Raw genomic sequence first — 20,153 nt, 5'->3', positions numbered from 1 at the left:
TTGGGCGCGTCGGGCAAAACACCCAAACCCCGTCAATCCCCTCCTGCAAAAATATTCCACTTTACCGAAATTCGGAATTGCGGCATAGTCCCGGCATCCCGGCCCGAGGAGAGGGGCGATCGTACGTCGCAACGAACGTGGGCCGGGCTGCGGTGGACGCGGCTGCGTCGGGCACGGGAAGGCGGGACCAGGGCGGGTGAACCTCGTGAGGTCCTTCTCCGTGTGACGAACGATGTTGCTGCGTACGGCAAAACCGTGTGGTCCTGGCCGTCGTTGCTACGGTCAAGCCCTTCGGAGGTGCGAGCGAGCCCAACCGGGCGGGCTGCATCATCCAATTCGCGGGGCGAGGGAGGCCAGAGGAAAGTTCGGCTCCCGGGAGAGCACGGCATAAGCCGTCCGACCATCGCGCAGGGAAGGCCGAGTGATCGGCACCACCTGTATGCTGCTGTGCGGTTCTTTCTGCGTGTGCATTTCGCGCAGCGGACCGCGGGTGCCTGTCGGCACCCGGTCTTCCCTGCGCCCTCTTCAAGGAAGAGGGTCAAGGAAACGAGCAAAACTCGGGCGTTTCAAGCCGCGAGAACGCAGCTTCATGTGTGAACACAGGAATGACTGAGGCGTCTCGCCTTCTCGCCTCGCTCGAGTCACCGACGGGCGGCGGTCGCGGTCAGCTCCAGCCTGACGCCCTTGCCGAGATCCGCAACGCCGATGGCGGCGCGCGCCGGCAGATGGTCCGCGGTGAAATAGCGCTTCCACACGTCGTTGAACGCCGCCTTGTCGGCGAGGTCGGCCATGAAGATGGTCACCTGCAGAACACAGGAGAGATCGGAGCCAGCCCCTTCAAGGAGGGTCTTCAACTGTCGAAGCACATCGTCGGCCTGGCCCGCCATGTCGAGCCCCGCATCCTCAGGGACGATGCCGCCGAGGTAGAGCACGCCGTTGTGCTCGACGATCTCGTGGAGCAGCCCTTCATAGGGCAGGGAACGTTTGATCACGATGGCATCCGTGGACGTTGCGGACTCTCTGGAGGGCTCGCTTCAGGAGGGAAAGGCTGGTGCTGCCAGACAGGATTGAACTGTCGACCTCTCCATTACCAATGGAGTGCTCTACCACTGAGCTACGGCAGCATGTGCTGGTGAAGAATCGGGCGCCCGAGGGGCCTACCAAGCGGGCCGATATCTGCCACAAGCCCCCCTCCTGTGCAAGCTTGCTCGGCCGGTCAAAACGAGAAAATCGAGCCGATATCAGGGCCAAAGTGCCCATTTGGGCTCGAAATCACCGGCTTTCCGTCGATCTGGTCCGATATCCCCCACCCAAACGGCCAGTTGCCTGGAAGCTCGCACTGGATCCATTCGCGTTTCGCACGATCCCGTCGCACGGGCCTCTTGAGCTGCCGTATTCCTCGGGCATGGTAGCGCCGACGACATCGAGTGGACCCGTGTGATGGCTGACGAGACCGAGAAGAGCACGAGACAGGCGAAGACGTCCCGGGACGACCGGCTGAAATCGGCGCTGCGCGAAAACCTGAAGCGGCGGAAGCTGCAGGCGCGCGAACGCGCGGCAAGCTCCGAGCCCTCGCAGAACGAGGATGGTTCCCTAAATGAGGGGACCGCCGGCAAAGCCGGCACCTAGAATTTGGAATGAGTGAGAATGACGATGGCGCAGGACGGACAGCAACGAGATGAAGGTGACGCGCGGATGTCGCGCTTCACGCGCCCAGAGCAGACCTTCCCGACGCTGACCCCGGCCGAGATCGAGCGTGTCAGGCATTTCGGCGAGGTCCGCAATTACAAGGACGGCGAGTTCCTGTTCGAGACCGGCAAGCCCGGGCCCGGCATGTTCGTCGTGCTGAAAGGCCATGTCGCCATCACCCAGCGCGACGGCCTCGGTCACGTCACGCCCGTGATCGACCAGGGGCCGGGGCAATTCCTGGCCGAGCTCAGCCAGCTCTCGGGCCAGCCGGCGCTGGTCGACGGCCGCGCCGAGGGCGATGTCGAGACGCTGCTGCTGCCGCCGCACCGGCTGCGCGCGCTTCTCGTCGCCGAGGCCGAGCTCGGCGAGCGCATCATGCGCGCACTGATCCTGCGCCGGGTCAACCTGCTTCAGGACGGCATCGGCGGTCCGGTGCTGATCGGACCGTCGAACTCCGCCGGCGTGGTGCGGTTGCAGGGCTTCCTCACCCGCAACGGTCAGCCGCATCATCTGCTCGATCCAGACCGCGATCGCGACGCCGCCGAGTTGATCGCGCGCTATTCGCCGAAGCTGGAAGATTGGCCGCTGGTCGTCGCCGCCAGCGGTGCGGTGCTACGCAATCCCAGTGAGACCGAGCTCGCGCGCGCCATCGGCATGATCGGCGGCGCCAAGGATGGCCGCATCTACGACGTCGCGGTCGTCGGCTGCGGACCGGCCGGGCTCGCCACCGCCGTGTATGCGGCGTCCGAAGGATTGTCCGTCGCCGTGCTCGACATCCGGGCCTTCGGCGGCCAGGCCGGCGCCAGTGCGCGCATTGAGAACTATCTGGGCTTTCCGACCGGCATCTCGGGCCAGGCACTGACCGCGCGCGCCTTCACCCAGGCCCAGAAATTCGGCGCCGATATCATGATTCCGGTCACTGCGACGTCGCTCGACTGCACGCGCAAGGACGGCGCATTCGCGGTATCGCTCGACGGCTGCGATCCCTTGCGCTCGCGCGCCGTCGTGGTCGCGAGCGGCGCGCGCTATCGCCGGCCGGAGATCGCAAACCTCGACAAGTTCGAGGGCCGCGGCGTCTGGTACTGGGCCTCGCCGGTCGAGGCGCGGCTTTGTGCCGGCGAGGAGGTGGCTCTGGTCGGCGCCGGCAATTCGGCAGGGCAGGCGGCGGTGTTCCTGTCGGGCCACGCCAAGAAAGTCCTGATGATCATCCGCGGCGGTGGCCTGGGCGCCAGCATGTCGCGCTATCTCATTGAGCGCATCGAAGCCACCCCGAACATCGAATTGATGTTCAACACCGAGATCACGGCGCTGGAGGGCGACGACGCCTCGCTGCTGCGTCGCATCCGCTGGAAGAGCCGCTTGTCCGACGACGAGGATTCCGCCGACATCCGCAATCTCTTCCTGTTCGTCGGTGCCGATCCCGCCACCGCCTGGCTCGACGGTTGCGGCGTGACGCTCGATCGCGGCGGCTTCGTCGTGACGGGCGCGCAGTCCGAGCAGAACCAGGGCCGGCTGGTGGCGCCGCTGGAGACCTCCGTGCCCGGCGTCTATGCCGTCGGCGACGTCCGTTCCGGTTCGGTCAAGCGTGTCGGCGGTGCCATCGGCGAGGGCGCCCAGGTCGTGGCCTCCCTGCATGGCTATCTCGGCGACGCCGCAAAACCGGCGCTTTAGGCAGGGAGAAGACGGGCGGGTGGCAAGACGAATCCGGCTTGCCATTGCGCCGCGTCATGCGTGACTATCTCCCCTCGTCCTGAGAAGCGCGGAGCGCGTCTCGAAGGATGAAGGTCCGGATGCATCTGGGCCTTTCACGGTTCGCGCGGCGATGCGCAAGCATCGTCCGCAAGCGTGCTTCGCACGCCCTTCACCATGAGGGTCTACAAACAAAACGCTTAACGGGAGGACTAAATGGCTGAAATCGTCGTGCTCTACAAGACACCCAAGGATGCTGCCGCCTTCGACAAGTACTATGCCGAGACGCATATTCCGCTCGCCAAGAAACTTCCCGGCCTGAAGAAATACGCCATCAGCAAGGGGCCGGTCGCATCCCCCGCCGGACCTTCCGGAATCCATCTCGTCGCCATCCTCACCTTCGACAGCGTGGCCGATATTCAGGCGGCATTCGGCAGCGAGGAAGGCAAGGCGACCGGGGCCGACGTGCCGAAATTCGCCAGCGGCGGCGCCGACCTCCTGATCTTCGACACCAAGGAAGTGTGAGGAAACGATTCAACTTTCGTCGAAAGCGACGAGCCACCAGCTGCTGTCGTTTGTGACGGCGATGCAAAAAATTCAGTCATGCGTTCGTCGATTCGCACGATGACGCATGGCTGCGAACATGCATGCGGCGACAACGCATGTGGCAATTGCGTGAGCACCGTAATACTACTCTTCGATCTCAACGCGGAGAATAGGAGAGAGATGTCATGATCCTTGGCTTGAGCCTGTCCGCCCTGACTCTGATCCATGTCGTCATCAGCCTGATCGCCATTGCCGCCGGCCTCGTCGTGATGTTCGGCCTGCTCGGCTCGAAGTCGATGCCGGGTCTCACCGCGATCTTCCTGGCTTTCACGATCCTGACCAGCGCCACCGGCTTCCTGTTTCCATTCGAAACGCTGCTGCCCTCGCACATCATAGGCATCATATCGCTGGTGCTGCTCGCCATCGCCTGCGTCGCGCTGTACGCCATGAAGCTCGCCGGCGTCTGGCGTCCGGTCTACATCGTGACCGCGATGATCTCGCTCTATTTCAACGTCTTCGTGCTGGTGATCCAGTCGTTCCTCAAGGTGCCGGCGCTCGCCGCGCTCGCGCCCGCCGTGGCGCCCGCGCCGCCGTCGGGCCCCGTGTTCGCGGTGGTGCAGGGCATCGTGCTGGTGTTCTTCGTCGTGATCACCATCGGCGCCTGGCGCCGCTTCAAGCCGATGACGTTTGCCTGATCACTGCCGGCCGTCATTCCGGGGCATCGCGCAGCGATGAACCCGGGATCGCTCGTCACACTCTCGGGATTTCCGGATCCACGCTTCGCGTGGTCCAGAATGACTCTCTCATTACAGGAGCCCCCACAATGCCCACCATCACCACAAAGGACGGCGTCGAGATCTTCTACAAGGACTGGGGAAGCGGCCAGCCGATCGTGTTCAGCCACGGGTGGCCGCTGTCGTCCGACGACTGGGACGCGCAGATGATCTTCTTCGTCAACAACGGCTACCGCGTCATCGCCCATGACCGCCGCGGCCATGGCCGTTCGTCGCAGGTCGCCGGCGGGCACGACATGGATCACTATGCCGACGACCTCGCTTCCCTCACAGCGCATCTCAACCTCGAGAACGCCATTCATGTCGGACATTCCACCGGCGGCGGCGAGGTCGTGCATTACATCGCGCGCCACGGCGAGAGCCGGGTCGCGAAGGCCGCGATCCTCTCGGCGGTGCCGCCGTTGATGGTGCAGACCCCCGCCAATCCCGGCGGCCTGCCGAAGAGCGTGTTCGATGATCTCCAGAAGCAGCTCGCCGCCAGCCGTACGCAATTCTATCGCGACCTCCCCGCCGGCCCGTTCTATGGCTACAACCGCCCCGGCGCAAAACCGTCGGAAGCGGTGATCCAGAACTGGTGGCGCCAGGGCATGATGGGCGGCGCCAAGGCGCATTACGACGGCATTGTCGCCTTCTCGCAGACCGACTTCACCGAAGACCTCAAGAAGATCAACGTGCCCGTGCTGGTCATGCACGGCGACGACGACCAGATCGTGCCTTACGCCGATTCCGCCCCGCTGTCGGCCAAGCTGCTCAAGAAGGGCACGCTGAAGACCTACAAGGGTTTCCCGCACGGCATGCCGACCACGCACGCCGAGACCATCAACGCGGACCTGTTGGCGTTTTTCAGGGAGTGAGGGCTCGCCGCGAGTCTCGAATCGCAGGGTGGGCAAAGGCGCACTTGCGCCGTGCCCACGATCATTCTCCGATCACACTCAGAACGTGGGCACGCTTCCGCCTGCGCTCTGCGAGCTACGGCGGACAAGTCGCTTTGCCACCCTACGATACTGATGGGTAAACGCGCGCCTCACTTCAAGATCGCCCTGATCGCATCGAAGGTGCGCTTGACGAAAATCTCCGGCTTCTCCCGCGCGCCGTCGCCGATCCAGCTCTCGCCGCCGACGCGCATCGCGCCGGTGGCGATCATGGCGACGAGCCGCGCCTTCAACTGGTCCGATTTGGTTCTGGCCCGCCGGGCGAGCCCGTCGGCCAGCGCGCGTTCGAGCTTCTCGTATTTGAGCTGGTCGCGGGCCTGAAGCGCCGGATTGTCGCGCTTGAGCCGCGACATCGCCGCGGCTTCCGCCGGATCGATCCGCTTGATCGCGGCGGCGATTGCATTCTCCGCGGCCGTCAGCATGGGTTCATCCGCAGGCCGGGCAACGATCTCGGCGACCAATGCGCTTGCTGCGCCTTCCTGCCAGGCGGCGACCACGTCCTCCTTGGACGCGAAATAATGGAAGAAGCTGCGGCGCGACACCTCCGCCGCTGCTGCGATGTCGTCGATCGTCGTGGCTTCGAAGCCGCGCTCCAGGAACAGCGTCATCGCCGCCCGGGTCAGCCGCGCGCGGGTCTCCTGCTGCTTGCGCTGGCGCAGGCCGGTGCCATCAGGAGTTTTTCCGCCCGCAGGCAATTTCCGGGCAACCTTCGAAGCCTTCAAATTGTTCACCTCTTGCAAAGTTGCACTCAGTGCACATTTAGATGAGCCGCGGGCCCTTTTCCACCGTGAAAGCTCCGGGAGACATGGCATGACCGACTGGACCACGGCAGACATCCCCTCTCTCAGCGGCAAGACGGTGGTCGTGACCGGAGCGACGGGCGGCCTCGGTTACGAGACGGCGATGGCGCTGGCGGGCGCCGGTGCCATTGTCATACTCACTGGGCGCAGCGACGCAAAGGGCCTGCGGGCGATCGAAGGCATTTGCGAGCGGTTTCCCAATGCGCTGATCGCCTTTGAACATCTCGATCTCGCCAGCCTCGCCTCGGTCGCCGATTTCGCCAGGCGCTTTGCTGCCGGCAACGAGCAACTCGACGTCCTCGTCAACAATGCCGGCGTGATGGCGCTGCCGAAACGACAGCAGACCGAGGATGGTTTCGAGATGCAGCTCGGCACCAACTATTTCGGTCACTATGCCCTCACGGCGCACCTGTTGCCGCAGCTTCGCCGCGCGGAAGCGCCTCGTGTCGTCAATCTCTCCAGCCTTGCGCACCGCTCCGGCGCGATCAATTTCGACGATCTGCAAGCCAAGAACTCCTATCGCGCGTGGCGCGCCTATTGCCAGTCGAAGCTGGCGATGCTGATGTTCTCGCTCGAATTTCAGCGCCGCAGCGACGCGGCCGGCTGGGGTGTGAGGAGCATTGCGGCGCATCCAGGCTTCGCGCGGACCGATCTGATCGCAAACGGCCCGGGCGCCAACACGTTCCAGTGGCGGGTGGGCCGGCTCCTCCAGCCGCTGTTCAGCCAATCCGCCGCCGAGGGCGCGCTGCCAACGCTGTTCGCCGCGACTTCGTCCACAGCTGAGCCCGGCGGGTACTACGGTCCGAACGGATTTTTGGAAATGAAGGGGGCGCCCGCGGCGGCGAAGATCATGCCTCACGCGAAGGATTTCGCTGCGGCGGCCATGCTGTGGGATGCCTCGGCGACATTGACCGGTGTATCCTTCGACGACATCGCGGCCGCCGCATGAGCCGCGCGCCTATTGGGGACGGCTCGATGCAAGTCATCATCTTCGGCGCGACCGGCATGGTCGGGCAGGGCGTTTTGCGCGAATGCCTGATCGATCCCGGCATCGATCGTGTGCTCGTGGTGGGCCGCAGCTCGACCGGCGTGCGCAACGTCAAGCTCGTCGAGATCATCCACGACGATTTTATGGACTATTCGGCGATCGAAACGCAGCTGACCGGCTACGATGCCTGCTTTTTCTGCCTCGGCGTCTCCTCGATCGGCATGAACGAGGAGCGCTACCGGCATCTCACCCATGACCTCACGCTCGCCGCAGCGACGACGCTGGCACGGCTCAACCCGCAGATGATTTTCACCTACGTCACCGGGGCCGGCACCGATTCCACGGAGCAGGGTTCGCGGATGTGGGCGCGGATCAAAGGCAAGACCGAGAACGATCTGCTCAAGCTGCCGTTCAGAGCCGCCTATATGTTCCGGCCCGGCGCGATCCAGCCCTTGCACGGCGCCCGTTCCAAGACGCCTTGGGTGCAGGCGGTCTATACCGCAACCTGGCCCCTCTGGTCGGTGCTGCGCCGGCTCTCTCCGCGGCTCGTCACCTCGACCGAGCAGATCGGCCGCGCCATGATCCACGTCGCCCGCGAGGGGTATCCGCGGAAGGTGCTGGAGATGGAGGATATCAATAGCCTCTGACCCGCCGACCCGTTAGTTTGGACGGAAATTTCGGGGCCTGTGCGCGTTGAGCCCGGTCCACTCCGAAGGAGAAGCGTCGGCGATGCCGCCCCAGCTCAAACTGATCGCACTCGATGCCGACGATCTCGCCGTGATCTCGACCCATGTCCAGGACGCGCGTGTCCAGGCGTCCGACATCATCTGGCGACAAAGCGAGAAGCGGCTCGTGGTCGGGATGAGCCGGCTGGACTGGGAGCAGACGCTGGAGGGCGAGGCCGAGCCGCGTCGCCTGGTCGCCGCGCTCCGCTTCGACCGCGTGCTCGCCTGCAAGTCGCGCAACATCGACTTGGCTGCTTCCGACAAGGTCCTGGACCTCGTCGGCATCGAATTTCACCCGAGGGACGGGCGCGACGAGGAGCCCGCCGGCAGTGCCCTGCTGTTGTTCGCGGAAGGTGGCGCCATCCGGCTCGACGTCGAATGCCTGGAATGCGAGCTGACTGACCTTGGGGCGGACGCGCTGGGAACGGGGTTGGAGACCGAGGGGGAGCTGTGAAGTTGACCGTATACCAGCCGCATCGCCTCGCCCCCCGCGCCAGAACGGCGCCTTGCGAGGGTTGACGCCGCTTCCCCGCCGCGCCATTGAGCAGGGGACCTGGTGCGCCAATCCGCCCCAAAGACCAGCCAGAAGCCAAGCCAGACATGCCCGTTCGCCTCGACCGCAGCAGCGCCGATTTTGACCAGCGATTCGCGGCCTTCCTCGCCGCCAAGCGCGAGGTTTCGGCCGACGTCGAGGCCGCCGCGCGCGCGATCGTCGACGACGTCGCCAGGCGGGGCGATGCGGCCCTGCTCGAGGCCACGGCAAAGTTCGACCGGCTGAGGCTGGATGCTTCCAACCTTCGCGTCACCGCCGCCGAGATCGAAGCCGCGACCAAGGCCTGCGATGCCGCGACGCTGGACGCGCTCAAGCTGGCGCGCGACCGCATCGAGACCTATCATCGCCGCCAGTTGCCGGTGGACGAGCGCTTCACCGACTCGCTCGGCGTCGAGCTCGGCTGGCGCTACACCGCGATCGAATCCGCCGGCCTCTACGTGCCCGGCGGCACCGCGGCCTATCCGTCCTCGGTGCTGATGAACGCGGTGCCCGCCAAGGTCGCCGGCGTCGCGCGTCTCGTGATGGTGGTGCCCTCGCCCGACGGCAAGCTCAATCCGCTGGTGCTGGCGGCCGCGCATCTCGGCGGCGTCAGCGAGATCTACCGCGTCGGCGGCGCGCAGGCGGTGGCGGCGCTGGCGCACGGCACCGCGACCATCGCGCCCGTGGCCAAGATCGTCGGTCCCGGCAACGCCTATGTCGCCGCCGCGAAGCGGCTGGTGTTCGGCAAGGTCGGCATCGACATGATCGCCGGCCCATCCGAGGTGTTGGTGATCGCCGACGACACCGGCAATGCCGACTGGATCGCCGCCGATCTGCTGGCGCAGGCCGAGCACGATGCCAGCGCGCAGTCGATCCTGATCACCGACTCGGCACGGCTTGCCGCCGACGTCGAGAAAGCGGTGGAGGCGCAGTTGAAGACGCTGCCGCGCGCCGCGATTGCAAGCAGCTCCTGGGCCGATTTCGGCGCCGTCATCATCGTGAAGAATTTGGGCGAGGCCATCCCGCTCGCGGACGCCATCGCCGCCGAGCATCTCGAGATCATGACTGGTGATCCCGACGCGCTCGCAGCCAAGATTCGCAACGCCGGCGCGGTGTTCCTCGGGCCCCACACGCCGGAGGCAATCGGCGATTACGTCGGCGGCTCCAACCACGTGCTGCCGACGGCGCGCTCGGCGCGATTCTCCTCGGGGCTTTCGGTGCACGACTTCATGAAGCGCACCTCCATCCTGAAATGCGGCCCGGACCAGCTCCGCGCGCTGGGTCCGGCCGCGATGACGCTCGGACAAGCGGAGGGGCTGGACGCCCATTCGCGTTCGATTGGATTGCGCCTCAATCTGTCATGACAAAGCCGCCCGAACAGGACGACTCGCAGAACCGCATCGTCGGCGTCACGCTCGACGAAGATTCGATCGGCCGTTCCGGGCCCGATATCGAGCACGAGCGCGCGATCGCGATCTACGACCTGATCGAGCAGAACCTGTTCGCGCCCGCGGGCGCCGAGGGGAAGGGCCCGTTCACGCTGCATATCGGCATCACCGGCAGCCGGCTGATGTTCGACATCCGGCGCGAGGACGGAACGCCCGTCGTCGCGCATCTGCTGTCGCTGACGCCGTTCCGGCGGATCGTGAAGGACTATTTCATGATCTGCGACAGCTACTACCAGGCGATCCGCACCGCGACCCCCGACAAGATCGAGGCCATCGACATGGGCCGTCGCGGCATCCATGACGAGGGATCGCGCACGTTGCAGGAGCGGCTGAAGGGCAAGGTGCGGGTCGACTTCGAGACCTCGCGCCGGCTGTTCACGCTCATAACCGTCCTGCACTGGAAGGGCTAAGCGCGATGGCGGCGCCGCCACGCGCACGCGATCCGCAATCGGTGCTGTTCGCCTGCGCGATGAACAGCGTGCGCTCGCCGATGGCCGAGAGCCTGTTGCAGCACATGTTTCCGCAAGGGCTCTATGTGAAGTCTGCGGGCACGCGAAAAGGCGAGCTCGATCCGTTCGCGGTGTCCGTGATGGCCGAGCTCGGCCAGGACATCTCCGCCCACAAACCGCAGACCTTCGAGGAGCTGGAGGACTGGGAGGGGTTGAATTTCGACCTCATCATCACGCTCTCGCCGGAGGCGCACCACAAGGCGCTCGAGCTGACGCGAACACTCGCGGCCGACGTCGAATACTGGCCGACGCAGGATCCCACCACCATCGAAGGCAGCCGCGACCAGAAGCTTGCCGCGTACCGTGACGTTTGCGATCAGCTATTGATGCGCATCCGCCGGCGCTTCGCGAAGGTAGGCGCGGCGAGCGGGTAGCAGGCGGCGTCCGTAACATCCGCGTCACAGACGCAGGGCACAGCCATGTCGGAAACCTCGAATCAGCAAACCGGGAGTTCCCGGGTTGTGAAACCGGCCCCCTTCCGATAGGTTCCGCGCGCAATTCACCCCTGCTTCATCCCCAAATCACCTGATGCTTGGCCGCCCCAAATTCGTACTTGCCTCCGGTTCGCCGCGTCGGCTGTCGCTGCTCAACCAGGCCGGCATCGAGCCGGACGCGCTCCGGCCGGCCGATGTCGACGAGACGCCGAGGCGGGGCGAGCTGCCGCGCGCCTGCGCCAATCGGCTCGCCCGGGCCAAGGCCGATGCGGCGCTGAAGTCGGTGCAGCTCGATGACGAGGTGCGCGGCGCCTTCATCCTCGCCGCCGACACCGTGGTGGCGGTCGGCCGCCGCATCCTGCCCAAGGCCAATCTGGTCGACGAAGCCGCGCAGTGCCTGCGCCTGCTGTCGGGCCGCAACCACCGCGTCTACACCGCGATCTGCCTCGTCACGCCGCGCGAGGCCTTCCGCCAGCGCCTGGTCGAGACCCGCGTCCGCTTCAAGCGCCTCTCGGAAGACGACATCCAGGCCTATATCGGCTCCGGCGAATGGCGGGGCAAAGCCGGCGGCTACGCCGTGCAGGGCATCGCCGGCTCCTTCGTGGTCAAGATGGTGGGGTCCTACACCAACGTGGTCGGCCTGCCGCTCTACGAGGCCACCACGCTGCTCGGCGGCGAAGGCTTTCCTATCCGCTTCGGCTGGCTCAACGCCACCACCGCGGTGTGAGCCGACAGGCCGCGGCCAACAAAAATCGCGAAAACAACCCCATGCAAAGTAGAATGGCCGAGCGTGGCGCATGCGTCGCCGCCCGAGGATCCCGTTGGCCGACAGGCTCTTGAGCCCCTTCAGCCCACGCAAGCTGCCGACATCATGGACCATCAGATCAAAAAGCCCGCCAGCCCACTCAAAACCTGCCCGATCTGCGGCAAGCCGCAGTCGGAGGCCGCCCGCCCATTCTGCTCCTCGCGCTGCCGCGACGTCGATTTGAACCGCTGGCTGAAAGGCTCCTACGTCATCCCCGGCCGCGACGACGAAGTGGATGACGTAGAATAAACAAATAATATCAATGGATTGCTTGGCTGACCAGCGCGCCGCGCGCCAGCCGCGGCAGGCCAGTCCCAGCTTGTGCACAGCCGGGCCGCGCCCGGCGAAGCCACTTGGCGAAGCCGGGTGGACAGGCCGCCCCGAGCCCACTATAAACCGCCCGCTCGATGGGCTTTGGCCCCTCTCTTGGAGCACGCCCAGGTAGCTCAGTTGGTAGAGCATGCGACTGAAAATCGCAGTGTCGGTGGTTCGATTCCGCCCCTGGGCACCACGGCTCCTGTAAGAGCCTGATATCCAAAGCAATTCAGCAAATTCAACGGCTTAGCGCTACGCGTTTGGTACAGAACGGTGGTACAATGCCGCTTGCGATGTCACGTCCATGGAAGCACCCGAAAACCGGGATATATCAGCTCCGAAAAGCTGTACCGGATGATCTCCGCCAGCTTGTCGGTAAGCGCGAAGAGAAAGTCAGCCTTCAAACCCGCGATCCTTCCGAAGCAAAGGTGCGCCATGCCAAGGCGCTCGCCGAGCTCGAGGCTCGATGGGCCAATCTGCGCGCTGGGCCAAAATTTCTGACTGAGCGTGAAGCTCATCAACTGGCTGTCATCTCGTATAATCGCTGGTTGGAGCAATACAGGGACAATCCGAGTCAACAGACCAGTTGGGATATCGGAGTTGGCGATCGGCTCTTTGGCCATTCGCCGACCAGGGAAGAGAATGACGCCGCTCTTGCGCAGTCGTTAGATTTCTCGGCTCCCGAGCCAGACTTGTACAAGATCGCAAGAATGGAGCAGGCCTGTCTGGAGGCCGCAGATGGCTATCTTAGCGCTCGCGGGCTATCCGACGATTGGCAAAATCGACAGACCATGGCGCGCGCAATTGGGGCCGCCATACAGCGAGCAAGCCTCGTGCTCGCCAAGCTGGCCAAAGGAGAAACCCTTCCGGAATTTCCTTTTCCGAACTTCTCTGTATTGCCTGGATCGGCAACCTTGCGCGGGTCGCAACGCGCAGTCTCCTTCCAGGATCTTCTCGATGGTTGGAAAGCCGAGCGACGGCCAGTTGCGAAGACTGTTTACGAATGGTCGCGTGTCATCCGGCAGCTCGAGAAGTATCTTGGACATACCGATGCCCATCGCCTGACTGCTGAGAACATCGTCGATTGGAAGCGAGCGATGGTGGATGCCGGATTACGGGCGAAAACCATCCAAGGTTCGAAGCTCTCGCCTGTTCGGGCCATCCTGCAATGGGGTGTTCAGAATAAGCTCATCAGCTCAAATGCCGCCGAAGGCGTTTCGCTCGACGTCAAAGCGAAACAAGGAGAGCGTAAACGAAGCTTCACCGATGAGGAGGCCAAAACCATCCTTCGAGCAGCGCGCTCGGAGAATGATCCAGTCAAAAGGTGGGTGCCGTGGATTGGTGCTTACACTGGAGCTCGACTATCCGAGATTTGCCAGTTGCGCCGCGAGGACATCCTGAAGGTTGAGGATATCTGGTGCATGAAGTTTGCGCCGGAAGCCGGTTCGCTCAAGACGTCTGGGTCGGAACGAATTGTGCCTGTCCACCCTGCGCTGATTGAAAGTGGATTTCTCGACTACGTTGCTCAGGTCAAATCCGGCGCTCTGTTTGCCGAGCTTTCTCCAGACAAATTCGGCAAGCGTGGCGGGAACGGCACCAAGATGATCGGACGTTTTGTGCGTCAACTTGGGTTGAAAGACCCAAGGCTATCGCCGAGTCACTCCTGGCGGCATCGCATTAAGACGCTTGGACGAAGGCATGGGCTCGCGCAAGACATTCTGAACGCGATTACAGGCCACGGGTCGAAATCAGTAGCTGACTCGTACGGGGAATTTCCCGTGGCGGCGCTCTTTAGGGAAATTTCTAAGATCCCGGTCCTTGACCTTGCCAACACCGCCCCGAGCGAGAACTGATAAGCTTTTGAGAGTTTGCTCATCAGTGTTAACGAGTGGCTCGTGACAGGAAGTCAAGTTAGCGCGATTCGATTAACGCTCGTGCGTGAAGCTGAAACAGGGGTGAGAATCCCTCCCTCTCCGCCATCTGCCCGCGACGTGCGAAAACCCCTATAAAACAAGGGGCGCCAAGAGCCCCCGGATTCGGTGGGGGAGAACCGCGGTGGAGAACCGCGGATCGTTCAACTTGTCGCAATCTGCCACCATTGCGCGGCTCGCGAAAGCCGAATCCTCCCAAAAACTGTCGTCTGGTCCAAGCCCGACCCATCGGGATGCGGCCATCGCTCTAGGCCTATCGGCGGTGGCGCCGGGTCTCCTGTGGCCTTAATCTGAAATTGCAAAGAAGAGATGAGACACCTAGGGAGGCTGCGAATGGAGAACGAGATCGACTTGATCCGATACAACCTCGGAAAAATCCTCGATCTCCTGCAATCGAGGTCGGGGAGCAGCAAACCGAATCCGCGCCGTATGATCGAGAACAAGGTGACGCGAACCATCCAGAACGGCGCGTTCATGGACGCCTTATCTGCAAACTACAAACGTCTGAAGTGGTTAGCTCCCCGTTCGGCCGACTCGATCTTTGACGAGGAGGTGAGCAGTTCATTGGCACGAAAAGAGTTGTCCGACGAGATCAGACGTCAAGCCAGAGATGAGACCAAATACTTGATCCCGTTCGCTTGCGTGCGCCAGGAAGCGGTCGGACACGGCGGCTTTCATACCGGCGCGTTGGGTTTCTGGAAGCCGCAGTTTCGGTGGATCTATGACTGCGGCGCCTGGCGCAAGAAAAGCGCCTTGTCGAACCGCATTCAGGCCTTTCTAACCAGATCACGGTCGGATCTATGTTCACCCGACGTCAATATTCTGTTCCTGTCCCATTTTGACGCCGATCACGTGAACGGGCTGGAGGAGTTATTTGAAGGATTTGCCGGCTCCCCAACTTCAGTAAAAATGGTCGTCGCGCCCTACCTCTCGCCGCGCGACGTCGTCGCCACGATCGGCAGGGCTGCTGAGGCCGGCAGGCATAGCGCTGATCTCATCCGTGCCGTCGCCGATCCGGCCGGATACTTTGGTGACAAGGGGGTGGAGACGTTGGTGTTGGTTCGGCCTGACGGTCCGCCGCCTTCGTCGTCGGAGGGCCCGGGCCGGGTGCCGACCTTGCCCACGCCGCATCCGCCTGACGGTGATCGGTTGGGCCTTGCATTTTTCAACCCGGATGGAAAATCCATCAGTTTGGATCCTCCTGAAAAAGGAAAGATCCACGTGATCGTCGCAGATCCGGGGTCGTTCTTCGAAATGACGTCGTACGGCCAAGCGCTGGACTGGATCTTTCTCCCCCATGCCCACGAATGGCGGCTTAACCGCGCGAAGATCGCCGACGAGTGCCGCCGAATACTCAAGCTCGATCCCGATGCGCCCGGCTTCAATCAAGCGCTTATCGAAAAGCTGAGGACTCGGGTCGGTCTGAATGACGTCAAGAAGCTCTACTGCGGCACGAATTCGAACGGGACTTCGATGTCCCTCTACGCGGGACCAAGAACTTCAGCATCCAACCGGGTCGTATACAGGAAGAAAAGCCGCTCTACGGGCTACGTGGCAACGACGAGTGCGCCAGGCTGGTTGCTCACGGGAGATGCACCGCTGAATAATCGAGACACGTTCGACCAATGGAAGGGATCATTCGAACCGGTCGCAAGCCTCGCCGGCCATATGATGCTGCCGCATCACGGCGCCGAAAGGAACTTCAACAAGAGCTTGATTTCGTATGCTCCTGCAGCGATGCCGTTTCTCACGGTAGACCGCGACGACTACGTGGCATTCAAAAGGCCGCCTCTGAAGGTCAGGACCGCCATCAAGGGGCGTTTGGTCCCTGTGACCGAGAGGAAGTCCCTTGCGGAAGTAAGCGGCGAATCCAGAGGCATCCCGCACGCCGATGCCGTGTTGAAGTGGTAGCGGGCATCATCTGCTCCGACAATGAACCGTTTGGCTTGGAACATGAGGTTCAATCGCCGAGCTCCGAGAGATACCGGTCGACTATGATCCGAGTGAGCTGCTCTCCTCTCTTGGTGAGCAACTCAAGGTTGTCGTGGGAGATGGGTGCGAAATCGGTGGGATAATTGTTCACTTCCTCTCGCCGCACTAGGTCTGGAGGACAGCACGGAAGCCGATTGTCCTGCTGGCCGAGATAGACCATGCCAAATGCTTCCAGTTCGCCGCATTCCACGTATTGATGCAATCGCTGGTAAGTGGCGTCCTGCACCTTGCGATGGACTGCAGAGAAGGATCGCGCCACGCGACCGATCCACCAGAAGTGGGTGCCTTCGCTTTCCATCTGTCCTGCGCCGGCGTTCAAGCTGATGATGTGGGTGGTCGGGTAAGCAACGGTGATGTCTTGCGATCTTCCGGGCTCGAGAACCGAAACTCCCAGATTCTCGAACACACCGCCGTCAGTTAACGCGACCGTGGCGCGTGGTCGATGCCATCCGGCTCTACGGTCGGGACGCTGTCTGGCGGGACGTCGGCCAGCGCCTGCTCGACAACACTTGCACGCAGCGTACCGGGCGGCACGAGGAAGACGGCTGCTGGCCGTCGTACGACGCGCCGTAACCACTGGACCGGCCATGGCGCCCAAGCACCATCCGACTCCGCTCTCCGGAGGCGACCGAAAGGCGCTCAGCAAGGAGTTGGGGAGGGCCCGCGCGATGACGACGATCCTCGCCGCCCAAGCCGCCGAGGCCCGCGCCAAAGGCGAGGCCCTGATCCGCCAAGCCGACAAGCTCCTGTGTGAGGCTGTCAACGAACGCTGGTGGGCAGACGGAGGCCCCGTCGATCCGTCCCCGACGATCGACCAGGCCATCAACGGCGGGTATCCTTGGCTCGAGATCGAGTGCTCCCGCTGCCGGACCCGGCGGGACGTCGATTTGGCGGCGCTGCGCCATCCGTCGACCACGTTCGTCCACGACCTCGCGAGCCGGCTCCGCTGCAGCAAGTGCGCCGCGGCCAATCGCAGGCCGCCTGCGACGCTGCTACAACTGGCGCAGCGCCCTCGCCAGGCCGCTCCGGAGACCTGACGATGTGCAACCTCTATTCCATCACAACCAACCAGGCCGCCATCACCGCGCTGTTTCGCGTCGTCAACCGCTACGTCGGTAACCTCGCGCCGATGCCCGGCGTGTTTCCGGACTACAAGGCACCGATCGTCCGGAACGGCGCCGAGGGCCGGGAGCTCGCTATCGCACGCTGGGGCATGCCGTCGTCATCGAAGGCGCTGATGGACGCGACCAAGAAGCGCGCCGAGAAGCTGCAGGCCAAGGGCAAGACCGTCGATTTCAAGGAGCTGCTCCGGATGGAGCCGGATTCCGGAACCACCAACATCCGCAACGTCAAGAGCAAGCACTGGACGCGCTGGCTCGGTGTCGAGAACCGCTGCGTGGTGCCGTTCAATTCGTTCAGCGAGTTCAACAAGGCCGAGGGCGGCGACATCTGGTTCGCGCTCGACGAGACCCGCCCGCTGCTCTGCTTCGCCGGCATCTGGACCAACTGGACGTCGGTCAGGAAGGTCAAGGAAGGCGAGACGACCAACGACCTGTACGCGTTCCTTACAACGGAGCCGAACGGCGAGGTCGGTGCCATCCACCCGAAGGCGATGCCGGTGATCCTGACGACGCCCGTCGAGGTCGAGACCTGGATGACCGCGCCGGCGGAGGAAGCGCTCCAGCTCCAGCGGCCGCTTCCGGACGGGACACTGCGCATCGTCGCCCGCGGCACGAAGGAAGACCCCGCGCCGGCGACCGCCGAAGTCCGTGCCTCAGGTTCCCTGTAGTCCCGAGGCGCTTGACTTAGAGAACCACCCTCGAACAAAAATAGAACGAACGATTCTGCCCCGAAGGTCCGCTTGGCCAAACTGCCCCAACTGCCCGTCTACTATTATCTCGACCACTTCGCCGAAATGCTGGGGTTCGTGCAGCGGACGTACGCCTCCGTGCTTGGTCCGGAGCATCACGCCTTCGTAGCGCGCTTCGAGGGCCTTCCGAGAGATGCGCGATGCCTGTTGGTCCGCATGATCAACCGGCGCGGTGCCATATTCAACCGATCTCTGTTCAACTACCCAGAGATCGATGACGTCGAGCGGGCGGCGGCCGATCTGACCGCGGTCGGTCAGGCCCGAGCGCTCGGCGAGGCGGACTATGCGGCCTTCGTCTCGTCCCTGCCGAAGGACGTCCTCGTCACCGGAGCGCAGGCGGCCGGGCGAGGAGACGTCCGCAAATCCTGGTCGAAGCCGAAGTTCGTCGACTATTATCTACAGAGCATCCCCTTTTCGGTCGCAGCGCAGCACTGCGGGGCCCGGAACTTCATCGCGCTCGACGGGATGCGACCGATCGAGTTCCTGCTCTACCTCTACTTCGGTAAGACCGAGGTGAGCCTGAAGAACTTCGCGCTGCGTGACCTGGGGATCCTCCGCACCAACCAAGAGACCTCGTTCAGCGCGCGCTTCACCGATGCCGAGGAGGCGCTCGCCTCGTTCCATTACAGCAAGGTTCTGGACAGTCTGGAGGACGGATCGGAGCCTGCCCACAGACGGGCGGCCGTCGACGTGCTCGGCGGACCCGCCTGCATGACCCAGTTCGCCGCCGATCTCCGCAGCCGAGCCGCGCATCAAACTGGGCTTTTCTTCGAGAAAGCAGGCGAAAGGGATCTCGCCCTTACGCTTTACCGGGCGGGGTCTTCGCCGGACTGCAACGAGCGACTGGTCCGACTGCTCTACAATGACGGCGACAAGACAGAGGCCGAAGCGCTGCTGCAGCGCATGATCGATGATCCCGCCAGCGACGAAGAACACCTTTTCGCTACCGACTTCTATGCCCGCAAGTTCGGCGGACGGCGCACGGGTCTCCACACCGAACTTTTGCGGTCCGGCCGCACGATCACCGTAGACGACACTCATCGCGGCAATCCCGAGGCGGGCGTCGCCGGCGTGCTGCGGCGCGAGGGCACCCAGGTTTTCTTCACCGAGAATGTGCTGTGGCACAGCCTGTTCGGCCTGCTCTTCTGGGACGAGCTCTTCGAGAGCACCCGGATGCCCAGCGGGTTCGATTGGCTACCTCACTGCCTGAAGGATCGCAGCTTCCGCCGGCTCTTCGCCGCGACGATCGACGAGAAGCTGGCAGCCATCGCGTCCGGATCCGCCCTCCCGCTGATCCTCCGCACCGTCGCAGCGAGATGGGGCCGCCCGAACGGGATCTTCAGCTGGGATCACGTGCAAGTGGAGGCGCTGCGCGCGCTGCTGGAAGGGTCCGATCCGGCTGGCGTCGCCAGCGTCCTCGGCAGCATGTGCGACGACTTCCGGGGCATGCGCGACGGCTTCCCCGACCTCATGTTGGTCCAGGACGGCAAGGCGTCCTTCATGGAGGTCAAGGCCGAAGGGGACGTGATCCGCCGCAACCAACTGACCCGCCTCCGCCAACTCGGCGACGCCGGCATTGTGGCCGAGATCGGTCGGGTCGACTACCGCTTCGACCCCGAGCAGGATTACGTGGTGGTCGACATCGAGACCACCGGCTCATGGTCGAACGGCGACTGCATCACCGAGATCGGCGCGGTGAAGGTCCGCAACCACCAGGTCGTGGACGAGTGGCACTCTCTCCTCAACCCGCAGCGTTCCATTCCAGCCAAGATCGTCCAGCTGACCGGCATCACGAATGAGATGGTTCGCGACGCGCCTTTGTTCGCCGAAGTCGCGGATTCCTTCATGCAGTTCATGGCCGACGGCATCTTCGTCGCCCATAACGTCAGCTTCGACTACGGTTTCCTCTCTTACGAATTCGAGCGGATCGGGCGTCGCTTCAGATTTCCGAAGCTCTGCACATGTGCCGGGATGCGGCGGCGCTATCCGGGACACAAGTCCTACGGACTAGGGAAGCTCTGCGAGATCTACGGCATATCACTCGACAATCACCACCGCGCCCTATGCGACGCGCGAGCCTCCGCCCAGTTGTTGAATCTCATCAACCAGAAGCGGAGTGAAGAGAGATATATCGGCGAGGCCGCCTAGCGGTTC

The 20,153-nt window shown here is 63.5% G+C and carries 21 protein-coding genes and 2 tRNA genes; 19 read left to right on the top strand and 4 right to left on the bottom strand.

What is annotated here, in order from left to right; genetic code table 11:
• Window positions 1-641: 641 nt before the first annotated feature.
• Both ACFDR6_RS03130 and ACFDR6_RS03125 read right to left on the bottom strand, forming a co-directional pair.
• On the bottom strand, window positions 642-992 hold the full coding sequence (locus ACFDR6_RS03130; protein ID WP_212087394.1) for a RidA family protein: 351 nt from the start codon (window positions 990-992) through the stop codon (window positions 642-644).
• A 57-nt stretch (window positions 993-1,049) separates the two neighbouring features.
• A tRNA-Thr gene (locus ACFDR6_RS03125) sits at window positions 1,050-1,124 on the bottom strand.
• A gap of 316 nt (window positions 1,125-1,440) precedes the next feature.
• On the opposite strand from ACFDR6_RS03125, the gene ACFDR6_RS03120 reads away from it, so the two are divergent.
• From ACFDR6_RS03120 to ACFDR6_RS03100, 5 genes are all read left to right on the top strand, one after another.
• Window positions 1,441-1,629: a hypothetical protein gene (locus ACFDR6_RS03120; RefSeq protein WP_317241313.1), complete on the top strand. Its 189-nt coding sequence runs from the start codon at window positions 1,441-1,443 to the stop codon at window positions 1,627-1,629.
• A 24-nt stretch (window positions 1,630-1,653) separates the two neighbouring features.
• A complete protein-coding gene (locus ACFDR6_RS03115) occupies window positions 1,654-3,360 on the top strand; it encodes an FAD-dependent oxidoreductase (RefSeq protein ID WP_375857908.1) in 1,707 nt (568 codons plus the stop codon).
• 234 nt (window positions 3,361-3,594) lie between these two features.
• A complete protein-coding gene (locus ACFDR6_RS03110) occupies window positions 3,595-3,903 on the top strand; it encodes an EthD family reductase (protein ID WP_212087400.1) in 309 nt (102 codons plus the stop codon).
• A gap of 206 nt (window positions 3,904-4,109) precedes the next feature.
• Window positions 4,110-4,619 (top strand): hypothetical protein, encoded by a 510-nt coding sequence (locus ACFDR6_RS03105; protein ID WP_212087403.1) that lies wholly within the window; start codon window positions 4,110-4,112, stop codon window positions 4,617-4,619.
• Window positions 4,620-4,747: 128 nt separating this feature from the next.
• Window positions 4,748-5,572, top strand: a complete 825-nt coding sequence (locus ACFDR6_RS03100; protein ID WP_375857342.1) for an alpha/beta fold hydrolase — start codon at window positions 4,748-4,750, stop codon at window positions 5,570-5,572.
• 170 nt (window positions 5,573-5,742) lie between these two features.
• Here ACFDR6_RS03100 and ACFDR6_RS03095 read toward each other — a convergent pair whose 3' ends face one another.
• On the bottom strand, window positions 5,743-6,372 hold the full coding sequence (locus ACFDR6_RS03095; RefSeq protein ID WP_212087409.1) for a TetR/AcrR family transcriptional regulator: 630 nt from the start codon (window positions 6,370-6,372) through the stop codon (window positions 5,743-5,745).
• An 88-nt stretch (window positions 6,373-6,460) separates the two neighbouring features.
• On the opposite strand from ACFDR6_RS03095, the gene ACFDR6_RS03090 reads away from it, so the two are divergent.
• The 11 genes from ACFDR6_RS03090 (at window position 6,461) to ACFDR6_RS03040 (ending at window position 16,048) form a co-directional block, all read left to right on the top strand.
• On the top strand, window positions 6,461-7,399 hold the full coding sequence (locus ACFDR6_RS03090; RefSeq protein ID WP_375857341.1) for an SDR family oxidoreductase: 939 nt from the start codon (window positions 6,461-6,463) through the stop codon (window positions 7,397-7,399).
• 26 nt (window positions 7,400-7,425) lie between these two features.
• Window positions 7,426-8,085: a Rossmann-fold NAD(P)-binding domain-containing protein gene (locus ACFDR6_RS03085; protein WP_212087415.1), complete on the top strand. Its 660-nt coding sequence runs from the start codon at window positions 7,426-7,428 to the stop codon at window positions 8,083-8,085.
• Between the two features lie 82 nt (window positions 8,086-8,167).
• The gene (locus ACFDR6_RS03080) at window positions 8,168-8,617 is read left to right on the top strand and encodes a DUF2948 family protein (protein WP_212087418.1); all 450 of its coding nucleotides are present in this window, start codon (window positions 8,168-8,170) and stop codon (window positions 8,615-8,617) included.
• 146 nt (window positions 8,618-8,763) lie between these two features.
• Entirely contained in the window at window positions 8,764-10,059 is a 1,296-nt protein-coding gene (hisD, locus tag ACFDR6_RS03075) for a histidinol dehydrogenase (RefSeq protein ID WP_375857340.1), read from the top strand.
• On the top strand, window positions 10,056-10,553 hold the full coding sequence (locus ACFDR6_RS03070; RefSeq protein WP_212087423.1) for a UPF0262 family protein: 498 nt from the start codon (window positions 10,056-10,058) through the stop codon (window positions 10,551-10,553). Before hisD ends, ACFDR6_RS03070 begins: the two co-directional genes overlap by 4 nt.
• 5 nt (window positions 10,554-10,558) lie before the next feature.
• Window positions 10,559-11,026: an arsenate-mycothiol transferase ArsC gene (locus tag ACFDR6_RS03065; RefSeq protein WP_212087425.1), complete on the top strand. Its 468-nt coding sequence runs from the start codon at window positions 10,559-10,561 to the stop codon at window positions 11,024-11,026.
• A gap of 154 nt (window positions 11,027-11,180) precedes the next feature.
• Entirely contained in the window at window positions 11,181-11,813 is a 633-nt protein-coding gene (locus ACFDR6_RS03060) for a Maf-like protein (protein ID WP_375857339.1), read from the top strand.
• A gap of 144 nt (window positions 11,814-11,957) precedes the next feature.
• Window positions 11,958-12,140, top strand: a complete 183-nt coding sequence (gene yacG / locus ACFDR6_RS03055) for a DNA gyrase inhibitor YacG (protein WP_375857338.1) — start codon at window positions 11,958-11,960, stop codon at window positions 12,138-12,140.
• 186 nt (window positions 12,141-12,326) lie between these two features.
• A tRNA-Phe gene (locus ACFDR6_RS03050) sits at window positions 12,327-12,402 on the top strand.
• 85 nt (window positions 12,403-12,487) lie between these two features.
• Window positions 12,488-14,059: a DUF6538 domain-containing protein gene (locus ACFDR6_RS03045; RefSeq protein ID WP_375857337.1), complete on the top strand. Its 1,572-nt coding sequence runs from the start codon at window positions 12,488-12,490 to the stop codon at window positions 14,057-14,059.
• A 411-nt stretch (window positions 14,060-14,470) separates the two neighbouring features.
• On the top strand, window positions 14,471-16,048 hold the full coding sequence (locus tag ACFDR6_RS03040; protein ID WP_375857336.1) for a hypothetical protein: 1,578 nt from the start codon (window positions 14,471-14,473) through the stop codon (window positions 16,046-16,048).
• A 49-nt stretch (window positions 16,049-16,097) separates the two neighbouring features.
• On the opposite strand, the gene ACFDR6_RS03035 is transcribed toward ACFDR6_RS03040, so the two are convergent.
• Window positions 16,098-16,535 (bottom strand): hypothetical protein, encoded by a 438-nt coding sequence (locus ACFDR6_RS03035; protein ID WP_375857335.1) that lies wholly within the window; start codon window positions 16,533-16,535, stop codon window positions 16,098-16,100.
• A 181-nt stretch (window positions 16,536-16,716) separates the two neighbouring features.
• Between ACFDR6_RS03035 and ACFDR6_RS03030 the strand changes: the two genes are divergently transcribed.
• From ACFDR6_RS03030 to ACFDR6_RS03020, 3 genes are all read left to right on the top strand, one after another.
• Window positions 16,717-17,166 (top strand): hypothetical protein, encoded by a 450-nt coding sequence (locus ACFDR6_RS03030; protein WP_375857334.1) that lies wholly within the window; start codon window positions 16,717-16,719, stop codon window positions 17,164-17,166.
• Between the two features lie 2 nt (window positions 17,167-17,168).
• Window positions 17,169-17,918: an SOS response-associated peptidase gene (locus ACFDR6_RS03025; RefSeq protein WP_375857333.1), complete on the top strand. Its 750-nt coding sequence runs from the start codon at window positions 17,169-17,171 to the stop codon at window positions 17,916-17,918.
• Between the two features lie 72 nt (window positions 17,919-17,990).
• On the top strand, window positions 17,991-20,147 hold the full coding sequence (locus ACFDR6_RS03020) for an exonuclease domain-containing protein (RefSeq protein WP_375857332.1): 2,157 nt from the start codon (window positions 17,991-17,993) through the stop codon (window positions 20,145-20,147).
• The last annotated feature ends 6 nt before the right edge of the window (window positions 20,148-20,153 follow it).

Origin of the sequence: Bradyrhizobium tunisiense, assembly GCF_042263385.1 — a bacterium.
GTDB classification, from domain to species: Bacteria; Pseudomonadota; Alphaproteobacteria; order Rhizobiales; family Xanthobacteraceae; genus Bradyrhizobium; species Bradyrhizobium tunisiense.
This window is presented reverse-complemented; position numbering and strand designations above follow the sequence as displayed.

Coding starts and splice junctions, on each gene's coding strand:
- ACFDR6_RS03120 (WP_317241313.1), top strand. CDS start 1,441: ATGGCTGACGAGACCGAGAAGAGCACGAGACAGGCGAAGACGTCCCGG.
- ACFDR6_RS03110 (WP_212087400.1), top strand. CDS start 3,595: ATGGCTGAAATCGTCGTGCTCTACAAGACACCCAAGGATGCTGCCGCC.
- ACFDR6_RS03090 (WP_375857341.1), top strand. CDS start 6,461: ATGACCGACTGGACCACGGCAGACATCCCCTCTCTCAGCGGCAAGACG.
- ACFDR6_RS03060 (WP_375857339.1), top strand. CDS start 11,181: ATGCTTGGCCGCCCCAAATTCGTACTTGCCTCCGGTTCGCCGCGTCGG.
- ACFDR6_RS03070 (WP_212087423.1), top strand. CDS start 10,056: ATGACAAAGCCGCCCGAACAGGACGACTCGCAGAACCGCATCGTCGGC.
- ACFDR6_RS03030 (WP_375857334.1), top strand. CDS start 16,717: ATGGCGCCCAAGCACCATCCGACTCCGCTCTCCGGAGGCGACCGAAAG.
- ACFDR6_RS03105 (WP_212087403.1), top strand. CDS start 4,110: ATGATCCTTGGCTTGAGCCTGTCCGCCCTGACTCTGATCCATGTCGTC.
- ACFDR6_RS03085 (WP_212087415.1), top strand. CDS start 7,426: ATGCAAGTCATCATCTTCGGCGCGACCGGCATGGTCGGGCAGGGCGTT.
- yacG (WP_375857338.1), top strand. CDS start 11,958: ATGGACCATCAGATCAAAAAGCCCGCCAGCCCACTCAAAACCTGCCCG.
- ACFDR6_RS03080 (WP_212087418.1), top strand. CDS start 8,168: ATGCCGCCCCAGCTCAAACTGATCGCACTCGATGCCGACGATCTCGCC.
- ACFDR6_RS03025 (WP_375857333.1), top strand. CDS start 17,169: ATGTGCAACCTCTATTCCATCACAACCAACCAGGCCGCCATCACCGCG.
- ACFDR6_RS03040 (WP_375857336.1), top strand. CDS start 14,471: ATGGAGAACGAGATCGACTTGATCCGATACAACCTCGGAAAAATCCTC.
- hisD (WP_375857340.1), top strand. CDS start 8,764: ATGCCCGTTCGCCTCGACCGCAGCAGCGCCGATTTTGACCAGCGATTC.
- ACFDR6_RS03065 (WP_212087425.1), top strand. CDS start 10,559: ATGGCGGCGCCGCCACGCGCACGCGATCCGCAATCGGTGCTGTTCGCC.
- ACFDR6_RS03045 (WP_375857337.1), top strand. CDS start 12,488: ATGCCGCTTGCGATGTCACGTCCATGGAAGCACCCGAAAACCGGGATA.
- ACFDR6_RS03115 (WP_375857908.1), top strand. CDS start 1,654: ATGGCGCAGGACGGACAGCAACGAGATGAAGGTGACGCGCGGATGTCG.
- ACFDR6_RS03100 (WP_375857342.1), top strand. CDS start 4,748: ATGCCCACCATCACCACAAAGGACGGCGTCGAGATCTTCTACAAGGAC.